Raw genomic sequence first — 18,524 nt, 5'->3', positions numbered from 1 at the left:
TCGAAAAAACCGATAAATACCCCTAGCATACCCAGTAATATTCGTGAAACATAACTACTGTACCCTGTTTGTGGCGGACAACGCTGGAAGCGAATGAAATGATATAAATTGAGGGACCAATGAAAATTCTACTTGTTGACGATGAACCAGACATCATAGATTGCTTACAAGATTACCTAGAGCTTGCAGGTCATAACATCATCACTGCAGATAACGGAACTACAGCCATCAGAGTGTTGAAGCATCATGTGGCAGATATGATTATTAGTGATATACGAATGCCAATCATGGATGGTATCGCATTTAAAAAACAGCTTGGATTAGATATCCCCTTCATATTTATGAGTGGGCATTTAGATGATGAAATCGTATTACAAGGCGCAGGGCTAGATTATCAAGGTTTTTTATTTAAACCTTTTAAACTTGCCGACCTAAGACAACTACTGCAGCAATGCCAACCTGCGTAATCACAGGCTGGCGGTAAGTGGTAAGGGTTACATTAATGGAATAGTCTTGCCGTTAACCGTCAATACGCCTTCCTGTAAAGCACCATCAAGCGTTAGCTTATCTTCATTTTGCTGCAAAATGCCCATGATCAGCGCCATATTCAAATTTTGGCCTACTTGAGGCACGCTTAGCATGGCTGCGGGTAAACTCGCTTTTGCTTCACCTTTCAACACAGGTAAAGCACTTTGCGGGCCGTTAACCAGCACTTGCTCGTTGATGGCATCGGCTGGAACCGTTAACTTCACGTTAGCATCCACCTCACCCCATGGCGTCGTTGACGCTAAGCGGCTAATAGAAATATCGACGCCTTTATTCAGTAATTGTAAAATCACTTGCTGAATTAAGGTTTCATCAACATTGTCAGGGTTTTCTTGCAATTGTGCTAAAGCAGCCAAAGAAGCTTGGTCAATATTATCCACGTTCACTTCTAAGCCAACTTTGCTAAACGCAAGGTTCTCTTCCGACACAATCTTATAATCATCAATATCCAAAGACAGCACAGATGCCATCGTCGTATCGGTATTGCCTTTACTCAGAGCCACGCGCGCGACCATATTCGCCATATCGAAATCACCTTCAATACTGCGAACTTCTGAGCTGGCCAACGACAGCTTGTAGTCATAAGCAAATAAAGCGGTATCTTGAATTTGTTCGAAGTGTCCCTTAGCGTTTAATTCACTCAGCTTCACATTATAAATACTGTTGACCTCAAGTGACGCTAAATCAAAGCCTGACTCACCCTTCATCGAATTCAAATCAACTTGGTAAGTAAAGTTAAGGGGGGACGATTTAAAGTTATCACCTTGGTCTTCATAATTGATGGCGGCTAACGTCGTCACGCCAGACCATTGGCCTAATATATTGACGCTATCATTTGAAGTCAGTGGCGTTGGCGTGCCAAAGAAGGCTTGTACTTCTGTATTCAATTCTTCATTCGCCAAACTAAATACACTGCTTATTTCCGCTTTATACGGAAAGTGTTTAATATCGCTTTGCACTACCATGACCACGGGCTCAGAAGTTAAGTCTGGCTGGTCCATCGTTAACTCAATATTCGCTTTAGCAGATAAAAAGGTCTTATCATAGGACACTATTTTTGCAATCACACCGGCGTCTTGTGCATTAAGCTGCGCAATCATCAGCTCCGTTTGCTCTTGCGTATACTGACCTACGTAATAGGTAGCGCCTAAACTTGTCGCAGCGACAACTGCAGCTGCAATTAAAGACTTTTTCATCAATATCCCTTAAATATATAAATATGATACGCAGCAAGATTAACAAATCTGTCAGCCGAGTAATAGTGATAAACTCCGCATCTATAATTATGTCTTCACGTAATAACTATGTTAAAAAGAGTACTTCAGTTTTCAGTTAATTGAATAACTAGCTGACAAATAAAGAGCGGTCTAAGCTGACTATTAATATGTTTTCGATTTAGCAAAAAGGAATAAACTATGGCCGGAAAAAATATGGCCTGGATCCACAACCCCATCACAGGCGGAGCCCTGTTAGTTATTGCCACTATCAGCGCCCTACTTTGGGCCAACCTAGCCCCCGAGAGTTACCATCACTTTTGGCATGAAACCTTATGGCAAGTCGGCAAAGCCAGCGGCACTATCCATAATATTAATTTGCATGCCGTCGCCAATGAATTTCTGATGGCGATCTTCTTTTTCTTCATAGGCTTAGAGATTAAGCGAGAGTTACTCGACGGTGAGTTATCTAGCGTACAAAAAGCCTCTTTACCTGTGGTGGCGGCGTTAGGCGGCGTTGTTATCCCCGTTGCTATTTACAGTTATTTTAACGCTGGCACCGAAGCGGCTCGAGGCTGGGGGGTTCCCATGGCGACGGATATCGCTTTTGCCCTTGGCGTATTAGCCCTGGTCGGTAACAAAGTGCCTTTAACATTAAAGGTGTTCTTATCCGCGCTGGCGATCGGTGATGATTTGATGGCAGTAATGGTGATTGCGATTTTCTACACCGCAGAAATTAACTTCGCTGATCTGGTTTACGGCATGATAGGCTTTGTCATTCTGGCCGTAGCCAACCGTTGTCACGTAAGGAACCTGTGGATTTATTACCTCACGGGTCTGGGTATTGTTTGGCTTGGCTTCCTCGCTTCTGGCGTGCACGCAACGATTGCCGGTGTTATTGTCGCCTTCACAATTCCTTCTCGCCGCGGTATTGATATGCACTCTTACATGCGAAAAGTGAAGCGTTTACTGAAAAACTTAGAGCCAGAGCGCCATCACACCTCAGACGTCTTAAGTAAACATGCGATTAAGTCTCTTAAGCGCATCAAAGCATTAAGCTATGAAGCCGCAAACCCGTTACAGCTAAAAGAAAAAGCACTGCACCCAATTGCTACACTTTTCATCGTGCCGTTTTTTGCCTTAGGTAACGCCGGCGTACCTATCAACCAAGAAATAATCGACCAACTCACCAGTCCTATCGCGCTGGGTGTTGCACTAGGCTTGTTAGTGGGTAAACCTTTGGGCATATACCTGTTTACTAAACTGTTTGTAATGTGTGGCTTTGGTCAGTTGCCAGAAGGCGTGACATGGCGTCACATTATAGGCGCTGGCTTTTTGGCAGGTATGGGCTTTACCATGTCAATTTTCATTACCGACTTGGCATTTATTGGTGAAATGAGTCAGCTTACGGCTAAGCTCGCGGTATTGATAGCCTCTATTATTGCCGGTGTGGTGGGTTTTGTTATCTTAAAAACAAGCCCAGATATAAAGCCTCAGGCTTAAAGTTATCATCCTTGATGGAAGTAAAAAGGCCAAGGCGTAAAAACCTTGGCCTTTTTACTTCCATCAGGTTATTGCACGGTTTACTTTTTCGATGACAAATCGCAACGTCTTGCGAGTAATCGACGATACCAACCCAATAGACCCAGTAACGCAATACTCAAGCCAATCGAACCACCGCCACCACCGCTGCCACTAGTGTCACCGCTGTTATCACCTGGAGCCGAGTCCTCTGCAGGTACAAAAGTTAATTTGCTCTGTACCAAGTCATAAACGCCATCGTTATCAATGTCTTCCAACAGTTGTACTTGTACATCAAATGTCTCAACCTCAGGTTGGGCTTGATACTCGAATGGTAAGTCAAGGTAACCGCCTGCAGCGACTTCGTATGTACTAAGGGTACCAGCGCGAATATTATCCCGGACAGGGTTTACCGTAATACTGTCTATATTTACCACTTGGCTTGAGTGGTTATACAGTCGGACCAGGTAAGTTTGCTCTGTACCTGGCGCCATGCCGTAGTAGATATTATCCTCTAATATTAGCTGAGTTTTGACTTGCGCAATCCATTCCTGGTAATAACTGACTTCAGTGTAACTATCAGGCAGTGCCGCAACACCGCAATATCGAGAGTAACCAGCGCTCACAATGCCGACTTGCCGCATTTGATTTCCGTCCCACAGCGATAATGGACCGCCACTGTCTCCGAAACACGCGTTTTCATCCGCACCTCCGGCGCAAAAAGCGCCTTGATTTTGTTCCCCTGCACAATCAAGGTAGGTTAAATCTACTTGTTTAAGTAAAGGTAAATACTCAGTACCGCTTTGGTTGACAGCTCCCCAACCATACAATCTAAATTGTGTTGATTGCAGTGGCAACTGCTGAAAATCAACACGGTCAAGTAAAGGTAAAGATTGCAATTCCACCGCCTCTGACAGTTTTATCAACGCAATATCATTAATTAAATAATTGCTTTCATAGTCAGGGTGAAGAAATACTTTACTGGCAGCAACCCTTTTACCCTCACCATTGAGGTCTTTATTACCAAAAAATATATGTAAATCCGGCACGGCAGGAGTGCCTTCAATCCCATCCAAGCAATGAGCGGCTGTTAATACCCATTGCGAGTCAATGAGTGAACCGCCGCAAAAATGGTTCCAGCCTTTATCATAAAACTGCAAGCTTGCCATCCAAGGAGGTATGTTTTCAGCAAAGCTCCCACCAACAATCCTTGGGTACAATTGCTCACTGCTCACGGCGTTGAAACTCAACAAGGCGCCGATACTGGCAATTAAATGGGTTTTCATATTACTCCTTGTCCTTAGGGCGGACACTCCATTATGACGATATTTTGGACCTTAAGCTTGATGCTACTCTTTAATCATATCTCACTTCAACTGTTGCTCAGCCAAACTCAAATCTAACGTCGCTTTTAATAATTTGAATAGTAAAATTGCTGCATCAATCTCTTCTTTACGGTTGGTCAAGCTTTCAATGTTTAACCCAAAAGGAATGCCTAAAGGCAAACAGGCTTGCAATATCTGCTGTAAGTTATTACGGCAAATATGGATCGATTCGATCAATGGGTTTTCTGCTTGTAAAATTCGTAAGCTGGTTGCTTCTGGAACAGCAATGCCGAGCCACTCGATAAATTCCAAGGTTTTAGCGCTACCACAAGGTGAAAAGGTTAAAATCACACGAGCAGGCGGCTTCCCACTTTCTTTGCACTGCAACGCGTAACGCGTCAACAAATCAATCGTGGCCTGTGCATCGTAAACGGCTTGCGAGATAAAAAATTCACAACCTTGGCTTTGCTTATGTTGCAGCCTTAAATGTTCATCACCCTTTTTAGCATGACGCTCAGCAATGGTTACCCCACCTAATTGAAATGACAGTGGGCTATCTTGTAAAACTTGATAGGCTTCAGGCAATGGCAGCTTAATTTCGCCATCGGAAGACGGGCTTCCCACCAGCACCAAGTCACGCACACCAAATTGGTGCCAAGCTTGATTTAACCAAGCTTCAAAATCAGCTTTATCGCGTTGTGACACGCTTTTGTAAGTGATAACTTCGCGTTGCGATTTACTGGCCAACAATTGGCTATAAAGGCGAGGATCATGAGTGGATTTAAATGGGAACGGACGAGGTTTATCAATACGTGATGTTTCGTCTTGAATATCATAAACGATTAAGCCGTCATACTCGATTTCGGTTAAGCGCTCTAACAGTTTGTCAGCAATGCCAGCGACAGCACTAAGCTCAGTATTTTCTTTTGGCGGTGTAGTCCCAATAAAGTACACCCCACAAGTCAGCTCGGTAAATTTTTGTTGTAAGTTTGTTGGCATAGCATGGCTCCTAAAAATGCAACCATGATTGTCGCATACTCACTTGTTAAGTCCAGTTAGCAAGCGAAAACAAGACAGGTTTATGCGGCGTGAGTAAGAAAAAAATGTCTCAAAATGTTGCGAAAACAGACAATACAGATCACACTAAATAATGAGACGCGTATTTAATGCCTCCCGTGTTTTGGTAAAGTCTTTTGTACTGGTGGCGATAAAATATGCATCGTAGGGGCTACAAATATTAGCCTGAGTTACACCAACCATGATGTGAGGTTTATAAGCAAACCCTACCGTCCAAACCAAGCTCAGTAAAATTAAGAAATAAGCGGAAAGTGAAAGTAGAAAGTAGAAAGTAGAAAGTAGAAAGTAGAAAGTAGAAAGTAGAAAGTGTAAGAAAAGTAAATTGGAAACAGGTGAGTACAGGACGTAATAAGCGCATGCAAAGCGAACAGCTTGTTAGACCGTAGGCAAATTTATAAAGTAAGCATTTTGCCTTCTTCCTTTATGATAAGCGGGGAAATATTCCTCCGCTTCACACTCGGCCCTGTAGGCCAACAGGAAGAAGGCATTATCTCCTCTTGATCCCATCAGGCATCTATTGCCAGCCCGTGCTCTCTTTGTTCCTCCATATTTCTTTTTTAATACATCTTAATTAGCCTGTTGTCATCGACTTATCCCCTCACCCTATGTGTAGCGCTGAAATGGCTCTCTTTGGGCGGAGCTAAACTCCTAGGTTTTATTCACTCTTATCATGCCCTTGCCCTAGGTTGAGCCAGAATAACAACACAGCCTTATCGTAATATTTAGCACATCAGACAGGTATAATTTGATCTTGCTGGCAAAACTGTCACTGGAACCGGTCGCAAAACAGCATAAGCTCACAGAGCCAAAGCACGAACATTGCGAAACATTCCGACTGTGCCAAGATAAACCTAATAAAGTTATCAAAAAGCAGTATCTAACGGGACTTATATGCGCAGTATCAGTTTCGCGTTAATTGGACTTTTCGCGTTATCAAGTGGCAGTGCCGTCGCCACGCAGATGTTAGGGGAAGACATCAAACTTGCACAACACGAGTTATATTTATCGCATCATGAGCAAGCGTTAGCCTTTGCTAACAAAGCGTTAAATGAAGGTGAACATATGACACGTTTAGCGGCTCTAAATATTAAAGCGTTGACCTATATAGATTTAAACGACCAAACCAACGCGGCACTGGCGATTGACGAGTTAGCACAAGAGTGTGCAGTAAGCCGCCAGCAGCAAGCTCAAGAGGTTGACGACTTATACAGCGAGCTGCTGGAAATGCGCTTTGCAGCGGTTTAAAGATGACTGCTAGTGGTCATCGAACTTAGCCGTTAATTCCGCGAGCTGTTGTTGTAGCAGGGACACTTGCAGCTCTAACTCTGCAACCCTTTCACTCAGACCGCTTGCTTGCATCAACTCTGAGGTGTGCCTGTCAACTGGGGTAACGTCACTCGCTTCGGTATCATTATCAATACTGGTATCATCACTAAATAGCTGCACATAACGACAATCTCGCTTCCCAGCTTGTTTAGGTAAGACTTTCACCATCGCCATATCTTGATGCTGTTGCAACTCGGTCAAACACTGTTCGACCTCTTGCACATCGCTAAACTGATACAATCTTTGCGTGCGAGTGCGCAACTCTCCAGCGGTTTGTGGGCCACGTAAAAATAATACGCATAACACCGCAACCTGGGCAGCTGACAAGCTCAAGCCGCCAAACTCCTGATTGCAAAAACGGTGATCATATTTATTCACCCTCGATCCCAAGGTTTGCAATGTCACAATGCGTTTGCTAACCAGCAAATCCACCGCCCCTTGCACCTCTGCCTCAGACAGGTTTAAAACCGGCTCTCGACTGCTTTTTTGATTACAGGCTGATGTTAAACTATTGAGTGTTAAGGGATAGTGATCGGGAGTCGTCACTTGCTTTTCCAGTAAGCAGCCCAATACTCTAAGCTCATTTTGACTAAAATTGTATTCCATTTTTATTCCCTCAATATAGTCAAGCTGCTAACTTGCAACAATCACAACGCGGCTATCATTGCCTTCATCAGCAAAAAACTGGTTCACCAAGGCCACGCCTTCCATTAACCCCAGTAAGACTTCCGGGCAGTTATTGATCAACATTTCAGCACCTTCTAACATCACCGCCAAAGGTTCACCGTCTTCTAGCACTATGCCAGTCAGCTCGTCGTCGTCGTCAATCAGGTTTTTCATCGCATCGGTCCAACATTCCATATTGTGGTCATAAAAACCGGTAAATTGGAAAACACGAAAACTCTCACTGTGAAAATCTTGCCAATCATAAACATCGGCCACATTTAAATATACTTGCATGAACAACCCTTATTAATATTTCATTTTACTCATGTGCAGCGCCATTCAAACGAGGAACCAACCCACTTGCTCGTTGCGTACGCTTTATTATTGCCTGGTTAAGTAAGGCGACCGAACTAAACAGATCCAATTTCGTTTTCGCCCGGGTGATCCCGGTATACACTAATTCTCTGGTAAGTACCGGAGCCATTTTATCAGGTAAAACCATTACGGTATGATTAAATTCAGAGCCCTGACTTTTATGCACTGTCATCGCGTAAACCGTCTGATGCGCCGGCAGGCGGCTGGGTAAGAAGTGATGGACCTTGCCATCTGCTAATTCAAAATACACGCGGTTGGCACCGTCTTTATTCGCCAGACAAATACCAATATCGCCATTGTACAAGCCTGCTTGATGGTCATTTTGGGTAATAATAATCGGTCGGCCAGGGTACCAAGGCGTAATATTCAAAGCTGGCTGAATAAGGCGGGCTTGAGTCAACCAGTCCTCAACTTGCTCATTCATGCCCTCAACACCATAAGGTCCTTGCCTAAGTGCAACCAACACTTGATATTGATTAAAGGCATTCAACATTGCTCTGGCTTCATCGGCATTGTCGCTGTGAACAGGCTGCAGCAAATTTAAATACTGCTGATACCCTGCGACTGTCATATGCTGTAACGTCGCCATTTCAGACAAGGCATGCAAATCAATATCTTGATACTGTGACCACAAGGGCGCAATTGTTTTTACTGCACCATGATTCACGGCATTGGCCAAGTAACCAATACCCGAGTATTGGTGAAAACGGTAACTGCGTTTTAATTGGCATATTTTATCTGCGATTGGGCTCGCGACACCCGACGCGGACGTTAATTCATAACCGGTTAACTGACATAGCCTTGCTGCTTGCTGCTGACTAAAACCTTGCTCAGAAAAGCTGCAAATATCACCAAGTACTGACCCCGCTTCTACTGAGGCCAATTGGTCTTTATCACCAAGTAAAATAATCCGGCAATGGGGTGGTAGCGCGGCCAACAAACGAGCCATTAGAGGTAAGTCGACCATTGATGCCTCATCCACCACTAATACATCCAAATGCAACAAATTCTCTTGGTGGTGGCGAAAATCATGACGTCCGGGGATGACCCCGAGCAAACGATGAATGGTACTGGCTTGAGTCGGGATCCGCTCACTGATGTCAGGTGCCAACCCTAAGCCTGCAACCGCAGCAGTAATAGATGCTGTGAGCCGGGCAGCCGCTTTACCAGTTGGCGCAGCCAAGCGAATGTCGAGGGGTTCACGAGGCGACTGCATTAATAATAAGGCTAACAGCTTGGTTACTGTGGTGGTTTTTCCCGTACCAGGCCCGCCAGAAATAATGGCTATATCACTGGTAGCAGCCAGCGCAGCTGCCACCTTTTGCCAATTTAATTGGGCGTGGCTGGGAATATAAGCCATCACCTGAGGCAATAAAGCAACCGCATCCGTTGACTCATACGCTTGCAACAAGCATTGACTGACCTCGCCCCAATTGACAAGTGCTGGATGCACCACATCTAAATACTGCGTTGCAAAAGCGCGGGCGTTATCGGGGTTATTTAAATCTGCATGTAACTGGCGAGCAACAAAAAACCAGTCGGGCGCAAACAAGCTATTTAACTGCTCACCTAGCGTAACCAAAGACTCGGCCTCAGGCGGCGCGCTCGACTGCAATAAACGAGCAGCAACCGCTTGTTCAAATAAACAGTAACGGGTTAAATACAGTCGATTGCGCTGCAATTGCAAAGGTTTTCCCTCTCCCACAGCATGGCATTGGGTCAAAAAAGTCGGCCAACTGCTTGGTTCAGGTAACTGCTCATGGGGGAATGACCACTCCGCCAACAAACCATCTGCAGCAAAATAAGCATCAAGTGAGGCTAAATCCAAGCAAACGTTACCTCTGCCTAACTCATAACTGGTTAATGCCGCGCACACAACGCTAACAGGGTGCGCTTGAGACTGAGCAATAAATTGAGCAAAATGATAATCCAATAAGCGGAGTTGAGAAGGCCCAATTAAGGCCTTGAGCTGCGTTAACATAATACTCCTTGTACCGGCTCACTTAAGTGTTCACCTCGAAAGACTTGATCTAACTGCTCAATAAAGCTCAATGCTGGACGATGATAAAACACGCCTTGCTGCTCCCCTTGCATGCCGCGTAAGAAAAGGTAATACACACCGCCAAAATGTTGTTGATAATCATAGTTAGGTAACCGCTGTTGCAGAAAGCGATGCAGAGCCAAGCTATACAGTTGATATTGGAAATCGTACCTGTGTTCTATCATGGCTCGTTGCATGTTTTCAGTGTTATAGTCTTGCAGCGTATCTCCCAAATAATTTGACTTATAATCGAGAACATAATACTTACCTTGATGCTCAAAGGTTAAGTCGATAAAGCCTTTGAGCATACCTTGGACCGTGGCAAAATTGAGCGCACCCGCTACCTTTGACAGATCATCATACCCTTGCAGTAACGCGTTAACGTCAGCCGCGTTGATGCTGGCCATTGGCAGAAAAAACTCCATTTCAATGAGGCATTGCGCCGGTTTAATATGCTCTAACGCAAAGCCTTGCCCCAAGTTTTGCTGTAATACCTGTTGGATCCAAGGCGTTAACACAGGCAGCCAATCGGCTTCATAACCCTCATTTTCAAGCTGCTCAGCAATGATTGGCGCTAAATATTCGGTGGACGTTTGGGTGAAATCAAACTGCTCAAACAAGGTATGTAAAAAGGTACCCGCCCGGGCGCCTTTATGAAAGGTGAAGACACTCTTGCCAGGTTCGTCTAATTGCTCCACCGCTACTTCTACGTCTTCTTTTTGCGCCAAGCTGGCCTCACCATGACCGCGAGACAGACTAGAGTAACTGGTTACCCACCAGTTACGCTCTATTTCATGATTCAGGTCTAATGGCGCAACCCTTTGTTGCTGCTTAGCCAGCGCTTGGTAACGGGGCTCTGCCTGCGTGTCGACAGGCCATAATGCAATATCAGCACACTTTTCAGTTAATGATTGCAGGGCTTGCTTAAGCTGTGGCAAGTCTTGTTCTTGGCCATGTTGCAATAAATACCCCAAAGCGCTGCGGTGTAAATCCGTGGTGACACTCTTTCCGGCTCGAGCTTTAAGTGGGCTGACACCAAGGTAACAAGCAAACACGCTGCGAGTCAGTGCCACATAAAGCAATCTCAGGTCTTCCGCTAATCGCTCGGTGTCTGCAAGCTCCAAATGCTGCGGCTCTTTAAAGAGATCTAAAGTGGCCAGACCGCTCTCTGGGTGATGAAATAGTGCCGTTGAAGCGGCTCGAAAACTGCAAATAAAAGGCAAAAACACAAAATCATACTCTAGCCCTTTGGATTTATGAATAGTGACTATTTGCACCAAATCTTGATCGCTTTCTAAGCGCAGTTGCTGTTCATCGTCATGGCCATTGGCGTGGTTAATATGCTCAAGGAACCATCGCAGTAAAGCGAATGGGCCATCTTGCTCGGCGCTGGCTTGCTGTAATAATTCACCAAGGTGAAGCAAATCGGTTAAGGTACGTTCCCCCTCTAAACCAGACATTAAACGGGCGCAGATCCCCCGTTGGCTAAAGAGCTGCCGTAACATGGGTAAAATACCTTGCTGTAGCCATAGTTGCCGATATTCAACAAACTCCGCAATCAAGGCTTCCCAACGCTGCTCGTCTTGGCAAAACTCATCGAGCTCAAGCAAGCTAAAGTTAAATAACTCACACGCCAGCATCGCACGTAGCAGGCGGTCATCACTTGGCGTCAACACGGCGGCCAAAATACGGTACAAATCGACGGCTTGTTGACACCCAAAAACACTCTCACGATTGGAAAGGTAAACGCTTTTAATGCCCTGCTGTGACAGCGCGGCCTTAATGCGCGTTGCTTCCGTACCCGTGCGCACTAGCACGGCAATCGAGCCGGCTTTAATCGGAGTAGGCTGCGCACGGCCCTTCACTTGCATAAAGCAGTGACCGCTATCTGAGCCAGTTAAAATCCGATTGATTTGATTGGCACAGGTGAGCGCCATCGTTTGCAGATAGTCATTTTTATTTTGTGTGCCACTTTCCGGTTCAGCAAGCCACACGTTAACAGCCGCTTGAGGCGTATCTAATAAACACCACGTTTTCTCAGCCTTGCCTTGGGGGAAGTTCACGGGCATGAAAGCAATGTCGTGCTCATAAATAAAGGGAGCTGGCGCTTGTGCAAAGATTTGGTTAACGCCATTAATCATTGCAGCAGTAGAGCGATAGTTATTGTCTAAGGTGTAGTGATCGAGCACAGAGCGCCGCGCGTGAATATAAGTGAAAATGTCAGCACCCCGAAAGCCGTAAATAGCTTGCTTGGGATCGCCAATCATAAATAAACCGGCGCTTGACTGCTGACCATAAAGGTAAGTAAAAATGCGATACTGAACTGGGTCGGTATCTTGAAACTCGTCGATCATGGCTACCGGAAAGGCGCTCACAATACTTTGTTGCAATTGTTGCCCTTGCTCACTTTGCAACGCCAAGTCTAAATTCACCAGCAAATCATCAAAGTTCAGCTCGTTGGTTTGCCTTTTATGTTTTGTCAGCCGCTGCTTTACCCAGCTCATAGCGTGCACAAGTAAGGGCTCTTTAAGTGATAAATCACTGGCAAGCAGGTCATCTACTTGTTCAAATACATGATGCTGCGGCGCTTCGCCTTTGGGGGTTTTATCAAACAATGCGGTTTGGCTAAATTTGTCTAACTTATCCGGCAACTGACAGCTTGTAACATCTTGCTGTGCCCAGTTGTTTACTTGGTGAAACCAAGCCGGAAGGTTCTTCTTACTGTAACTGCGTTTGCTGACATCAGATTGACCAATAATCATCATGATGTCGTCCGCCACTTCACGCCACTGTTGCTTGAACTGTTCAATGTTATTAAGGTTTGCTTGAAAGGCAGCACTTAGGTCAAACTCTTTTACAGCAGGTAAAATATCCACTTCAGATTGATGCAATAAAGCGTGTAGATCCTGCTGCAGTTGTTGTGGCTCAGACCAAATTTCATAAACAGCTTGAGTTTCTGCGGGTGGTAAAGGGTAAAAGTGGATCCGCCAATAATCATTTACCGCTTGCTGGATCATGGCGCCTTGCTCTTGTACCAACTCGGCTTCAAACAAACTGCCAGATTCAAACGCATGTTGCTTAAGCATACGCTGACAAAACCCGTGGATTGTAAATACAGCCGCTTCATCCATCTGCCGCTCAGCACTTTGCAGAACCTGCTGCGCCCATTCGTGATCAGATATATCATTCAGTAAAGCCACCGCAACGGGATCGTTAGAGTCTGCTTCACCAAGCTTAAAATACTGTTTTTGAAGCTTGATTCGCTTGCGAATGCGATCCCTAAGTTCAGCGGTTGCCGCCTCTGTAAAGGTCACAACTAATATTTGATCTATGCTGACCGGTGTTTCACGTTTTACGCCTTCGCCACCATGGCCTAATAATAACCGTAGCACTAAGCTGGCAATGGTATAAGTTTTTCCGGTGCCAGCAGATGCTTCTATTAATCGCTGGCCATGCAATGGAAATGTAAGGGGTTGAAGTTGCTGCGCCATTACTCTCCCTCGCCTTTTAGTTCATTGATATTAGCAAACAATGGGCCAAGTACTTGGCCGGCCAACTCAGTAAACTCGGGCCAACGCGACATTAACTCTGGATAACACCTTGCGATATACGGATCAACGCCTTCACCTTGCAGGACAAAGGTGCCATTAAACCGTTTCAAAGCTTCTTGCTGCGCTTTTTCATGTAAAACCTCGTCTGCGGTTTGCTGAACAATGGCTAAAGGATCTTTGTGGCAGAGCTTTCGGGCCCAGTCAAACGCAGTGCTGGCGAAAAAAGGCAAAGGTAAGTCTTGCCCTTGTAAGAACAACGAGACCATTTCAGTCAATTTCGCATGAGCATAGTCTTGGCTTAATGGCGCAAGCTGCCAAGCACCATTCTTGCCTATAACAACGCTGTCTTTCCCAGCATAGCCATTGGCGTAATAACATAAGTGCAACAGCCAATGCTGAAGCATGTCTTTACCACCAATGTTACCTGGCTTGAATGATAATAAAGCCTGCTGATAATGATTCTTAAGCCAGCCTTGGAGCTGGATCTGATGTCCGCCCGCAAGCGAGATCGTTTGTTTTATTTCTAAATCGTCTGCTACCTGGCTTGAAAAAGGCAGTATTTGCTCGGCTAAATGTTGCATTTCAGTCACTTGAGTACGAAACTGGATCTGGCCAAACTGCCCTACTGGTAACTGACCGCTGGCGGCCACAGCTTGCTCCAGAGTATTTATATCTTGCTGATTGATAAGCTGAGTCAATACTTGTTCTGCCAATTGATAACGCGCTAACCCGTCTAAACTGAATGGCTCATCATCGTAGTAGCTAACTTCTTCTAACTGCAAAAATACCTTAAGCCTTTGAGTCATAAAATACTGGCAAGGATGTCGCCAAAACCGCACCAATTGGCTTAGTTCAAGCTCGCTGATTGTTTGACTTTCAAGTGACTTATCCTGCTCGATAAACGGGCGAGGTGTTTGCTCTGGCTGTTGCGATGCTAACCACCACTCTTTGGCATAGGTGTGAAAGCGACCATCGAAATAAGCGGGGCTAAAGGGCTGTAAGGGGTACTCCGTGAGTAACAAATCCCGCAAATCACCTTGCTCGGCTTTAAAGCCTTCTAAGCAATAATCCATTAACTCGCTCACTAATACTGAAGGTACTCGTTCGGTATTGTCTTTGACACTTTTGCTAATATAGCTGATGTATAAGTATTGCTGAGCGGAAGAAATGGCTTCCAAAAACAGGTAACGGTCATCGTCTCGTCGAGAGCGGTCTCCTTTTTCCATTTTTTCAGCCATAAGATCAAAACCTAATGGCTGAATCGTACGCGGATATACACCGTCATTCATGCCCAATAAACAAACCACTTTAAAGGGAATAGAGCGCATTGGCATCAAGGTACAAAAGTTAACTTGCCCGGCTAAGAAACGTTGGCTGCTGCGCTCATTGTTTAAAGCTTGATACAAGTAATCCCTTAACACCTCTAACGATAAATCTTCATTAAATTGGCTTTGCAGCATTTGCTGCTCTAAATCATTCACCTTGTCTTTAATTAAACTAAGTGCCGCTAACCCCTCGTCATCCACTTGATAAAAATCTTGCAACAGTTGCAAAATATGCTGCTTCCATTGTGAAATGGGCTGCTGTTGCAATAATGCCAAGTTGAGCGACATCAGTTTATCGATAAAATCGCACAATTTCCCCAAAGGCTCAGCCGCTAAGCCTTGGCATTGGTTATAAGGTAATACTCCGGCAAATAAGTTGTCGTCCATCGCGTAGCCTAATAGCATGCGCTTTAAGCCAAACAACCAGGTATTTTGACCGGTAGCCGGCAGTTGAAACTTATCAGCATCGCGCTCATCTAAGCCCCAACGGATCCCGCTTTCAAGCACCCATAAACGTACTTGTTCGAATTCTTGCTGGCTAATTTCAAACTTGGCTAGAATTGCAGGCACAGCTAAAATCTCGAGTAGCTCGCTACTTCGACAGCGGCTGATAGGCAACGCCAATAAACTTAAAAAGCTGGTAAGTATCGGATTTTCGTGGGTTGCACTGCGGTCTGAAATCGCAAATGGAATCTTCAACTCTTGTTTAGCGCTGCCAAACACCGCCTGAATATAAGGACTATAAGCATTGATGTCTGGCATCATTACAATAACGTCTTTTGGCGTTAATTCAGGGTGCGAATCAAACAGCTGTAATAATTTATCATGTAAAACTTCTACCTCACGCATACCGCTGTGACAACCTACAAACTGTAACGAGTCGTCTTCTTGGCTAACCTCTCGTTGGCAGCCGTCATCAGCAGTTGCGTCATGTAAATCTAAAATGTCTGTTTGGATCCAAGCCAATAAGTGGTCTTGCAGAGGTTCAACAAAGTGATGGTAGTCTTGCACTTCTAGACTATGCAATTGATATAGAAAGTCTCGCCCCAGCTTGCCCGTTGAGGCCAATAACGGATTACCTACTTGGAAGTTTTCCAGCGATGCTATTGCCGGTAAAACGGGTTTTTCTTCAGATGTTATTAGCTGGCCTTGTTGAAGCAATACTCGGCTGCGAACCTGATTTTGTAGCTTAGCAAGATAACGCGCATCGACAATATCATCCCAAAATTGCTGACAAGGGTTAGTCAGAAATAAAGACACTTCGACGTGTTTTCCAAGTGCAACTAAGGCTTTTAAGTACTCCGGCGCTAATGCCGAAATACCAAATACAAACAAACGCTTTGGCAATTGTGATAAATGTTCAGCTTGCCCAAGTCGCTGAATTAAATCAGCGTATAAGCCTGCCCTGTGATAAGGTTTTTCACCATTCTCTGACACAAAATTATCATTAATATGTGCCGTTAAAGCTCGCCATAAAATGGGCTGCCAGGCCTGTTGTTCAAGCCACGCAGGCGCTACCTGATCATGTTCCCACGCTTGGATCCACTGCGGCCGATATACTAAATATTGGTCAAAGATATCAGCTACCTTATGGCTCAGTTGAAAACGTTTAATACCCGCTTCGTCATCGGCCAAATAATGTTTGAGCGGAGCAAAGTCAGGGTGCTCATAAAATTGCGGTAATAAGGTCATAAGTGACCATGCCATAGCAGACTTGTTATACGGGCTTTGCTCAGGAACACCGGGTAGTACTTGCTTAAAAGTTTGCCAGATAAAGCTGGCTGGCAACGGAAACTCAATATTGGCAGTAATCCCGAGTGACTTTGCCAATTCAATTTTTAACCACTGCGCCATACCTGGGCTTTGTACTAAAATTTGTTCCGCTTGGAAAGGGTGATCCAAGGGCTCTTGTTGGATCAATAATGCTAAAATTTCCTTTAGAAAATCCAGCCGATTAGAATGGTATAGCTTAAACAAGGCAAGCCTCGAGTCTCTGGTAGATAGAGCAAGTGTGGAAGAAATAACAAGGATATGCAATGACATTAAAGGTGATAAACACGGCTTATCACCTTTTCGAAACAGGCAGGTAAACGCTAGCTCAAATTATCAATAAAGCTCTGCGGTGGTGCGAAGAAAATCACCCCCGTTTTAGCTTTAGTGTAATCAAGTAACTTATCGTAATGGCCTTGTTCGTCGGCATATATCATTTTCCGTAAGGCAATATTGACCACCTCAGGAGATTTTGCGAAACCAATAAAATAAGCGCCGTGTTCCATCGCGTTACCATAAGGCATATTTTGACGATACATCGGAATTTCTTTACCCTGATCATCGGTCGACTTGCCTTTATTGACATGAGCGTAAGCCGGTTTTTCTGCTTTGCTCATTTCAATGTCGTCTTGTTTGCTGCGGCCAATGACTTTTTCTTGTTGCGGTACCGCCAATTTATTCCACTTAACTAAGTTATGAACATAACGTTGTACGGTAATGTAACAACCGGCTTGATAATCACCTTCACTGATTAATACCGCCGAATTTCTTGCTTCTTGTACTGGGTTTTCGGTACCGTCAACAAAATCAATCATGTCACGGTTTTTCAAATAAGAATAGCCTTGCACGTCCTCAATCACGGTGGCTATGCCAGCTAAGATTTGCGCAGCACCTTTAGCAATTTGAAAATTTAAATCCATTCTCGTTGATTTTATCACTAGCAAAATGTCGCCAGCAGTGGCTGGAAAATGCCGCTCAGCCTCTTCCATTTCTGTAAAAGGGACTAATTGGTCAGGTTTTTCATGCGTAAAAAGCAAAGGCCAACCATGATCAGAAAACGCCATTAGCCAAGTCAAATCACACTCGGGATCTTGCTGTTTTACTTGCTCAATAAGCTGTTTAATAGCTGCAACACGTTGGCTGAACTCAGTAAAGTCGGCGCCATTATCCAGCGTGAAAGTAACAAAATCCGCAAACGGTTTACCATCAGATAACACAGCACTTTGTGGATGCACATAACCCCCTCAGAAAAATCAATGCAATAGATTACACTATAGATGAATCCAGCAACCGGATCTTTATATTAAATCAAAGCAGAAACAGTTCATTGATAAAATTTGACGCTTATCGGTTACCATCTGAAGGGGTAAATTCAAGGCAAAAAAAAAGCCACTCTAAGAGTGGCTTTCTAATCTGGTGCTGATACCCAGAATTGAACTGGGGACCTCACCCTTACCAAGGGTGCGCTCTACCGCCTGAGCTATATCAGCATTTAAAGCAAATGTTCAAACATTGCTTAAAATGGAAAAACCGCAACTGTTCAGCTGCGGTTTTGTAATTCAAAGCTTGGCGGTGACCTACTCTCACATGGGGAAACCCCACACTACCATCGGCGCTACTGCGTTTCACTTCTGAGTTCGGCATGGGATCAGGTGGGGCCACAGCGCTATGGCCGCCAAGCATAAACTTTTAATTCGGAAAGCCGCTATCGTTCTCAAACTTCTCGTTCACAAGCACTTCGTAATTCTTTGGCTTCAACACCGCTTAGGTGTTGTATGGTTAAGCCT

Annotated in this window: 12 protein-coding genes, 1 tRNA gene and 1 rRNA gene; 3 read left to right on the top strand and 11 right to left on the bottom strand. The window is 44.8% G+C overall.

Annotated features, from left to right (window positions below):
- Window positions 1-119: 119 nt before the first annotated feature.
- Entirely contained in the window at window positions 120-467 is a 348-nt protein-coding gene (locus D1Z90_RS18140; protein ID WP_119912213.1) for a response regulator, read from the top strand.
- 27 nt (window positions 468-494) lie between these two features.
- Here the strand turns inward: D1Z90_RS18140 and D1Z90_RS18135 are convergent, their stop codons facing one another.
- On the bottom strand, window positions 495-1,742 hold the full coding sequence (locus tag D1Z90_RS18135; RefSeq protein ID WP_119912212.1) for a DUF945 family protein: 1,248 nt from the start codon (window positions 1,740-1,742) through the stop codon (window positions 495-497).
- Window positions 1,743-1,961: 219 nt separating this feature from the next.
- On the opposite strand from D1Z90_RS18135, the gene nhaA reads away from it, so the two are divergent.
- Window positions 1,962-3,263, top strand: a complete 1,302-nt coding sequence (gene nhaA, locus D1Z90_RS18130; protein ID WP_119912211.1) for a Na+/H+ antiporter NhaA — start codon at window positions 1,962-1,964, stop codon at window positions 3,261-3,263.
- Between the two features lie 80 nt (window positions 3,264-3,343).
- Here the strand turns inward: nhaA and D1Z90_RS18125 are convergent, their stop codons facing one another.
- Window positions 3,344-4,567: a S1 family peptidase gene (locus D1Z90_RS18125; RefSeq protein ID WP_119912210.1), complete on the bottom strand. Its 1,224-nt coding sequence runs from the start codon at window positions 4,565-4,567 to the stop codon at window positions 3,344-3,346.
- An 81-nt stretch (window positions 4,568-4,648) separates the two neighbouring features.
- On the bottom strand, window positions 4,649-5,605 hold the full coding sequence (locus D1Z90_RS18120) for a methylenetetrahydrofolate reductase (RefSeq protein ID WP_119912209.1): 957 nt from the start codon (window positions 5,603-5,605) through the stop codon (window positions 4,649-4,651).
- 969 nt (window positions 5,606-6,574) lie between these two features.
- Between D1Z90_RS18120 and D1Z90_RS18115 the strand changes: the two genes are divergently transcribed.
- A complete protein-coding gene (locus tag D1Z90_RS18115) occupies window positions 6,575-6,928 on the top strand; it encodes a hypothetical protein (RefSeq protein WP_119912208.1) in 354 nt (117 codons plus the stop codon).
- Between the two features lie 9 nt (window positions 6,929-6,937).
- On the opposite strand, the gene D1Z90_RS18110 is transcribed toward D1Z90_RS18115, so the two are convergent.
- From D1Z90_RS18110 to rrf, 8 genes are all read right to left on the bottom strand, one after another.
- Window positions 6,938-7,615 carry a YceH family protein gene (locus tag D1Z90_RS18110; RefSeq protein ID WP_119912207.1) on the bottom strand — a complete coding sequence of 226 codons (678 nt, stop codon included), beginning with the start codon at window positions 7,613-7,615 and terminating at the stop codon, window positions 6,938-6,940.
- Between the two features lie 27 nt (window positions 7,616-7,642).
- The gene (locus tag D1Z90_RS18105) at window positions 7,643-7,969 is read right to left on the bottom strand and encodes a barstar family protein (RefSeq protein ID WP_119912206.1); all 327 of its coding nucleotides are present in this window, start codon (window positions 7,967-7,969) and stop codon (window positions 7,643-7,645) included.
- Between the two features lie 25 nt (window positions 7,970-7,994).
- On the bottom strand, window positions 7,995-10,031 hold the full coding sequence (gene recD / locus D1Z90_RS18100; protein WP_119912205.1) for an exodeoxyribonuclease V subunit alpha: 2,037 nt from the start codon (window positions 10,029-10,031) through the stop codon (window positions 7,995-7,997).
- A complete protein-coding gene (recB, locus tag D1Z90_RS18095) occupies window positions 10,025-13,582 on the bottom strand; it encodes an exodeoxyribonuclease V subunit beta (RefSeq protein ID WP_119912204.1) in 3,558 nt (1,185 codons plus the stop codon). The genes recD and recB overlap by 7 nt, the downstream gene beginning before the upstream one ends.
- A complete protein-coding gene (gene recC / locus D1Z90_RS18090; protein ID WP_269777051.1) occupies window positions 13,582-17,010 on the bottom strand; it encodes an exodeoxyribonuclease V subunit gamma in 3,429 nt (1,142 codons plus the stop codon). Before recC ends, recB begins: the two co-directional genes overlap by 1 nt.
- Before the next feature lie 50 nt (window positions 17,011-17,060).
- Entirely contained in the window at window positions 17,061-17,972 is a 912-nt protein-coding gene (locus D1Z90_RS18085) for a Dyp-type peroxidase (RefSeq protein ID WP_119912202.1), read from the bottom strand.
- Between the two features lie 179 nt (window positions 17,973-18,151).
- Window positions 18,152-18,227 (bottom strand) — tRNA-Thr (locus D1Z90_RS18080).
- Between the two features lie 74 nt (window positions 18,228-18,301).
- Window positions 18,302-18,417 (bottom strand): 5S ribosomal RNA (gene rrf, locus D1Z90_RS18075).
- Window positions 18,418-18,524: the final 107 nt, after the last annotated feature.

It is taken from the genome of Motilimonas pumila, from assembly GCF_003596335.1.
GTDB lineage: Bacteria > Pseudomonadota > Gammaproteobacteria > Enterobacterales > CBDFNC01 > Motilimonas > Motilimonas pumila.
Note: the sequence above shows the minus strand (reverse complement) of the source record. Positions and strands in the feature narration are given on the sequence as shown.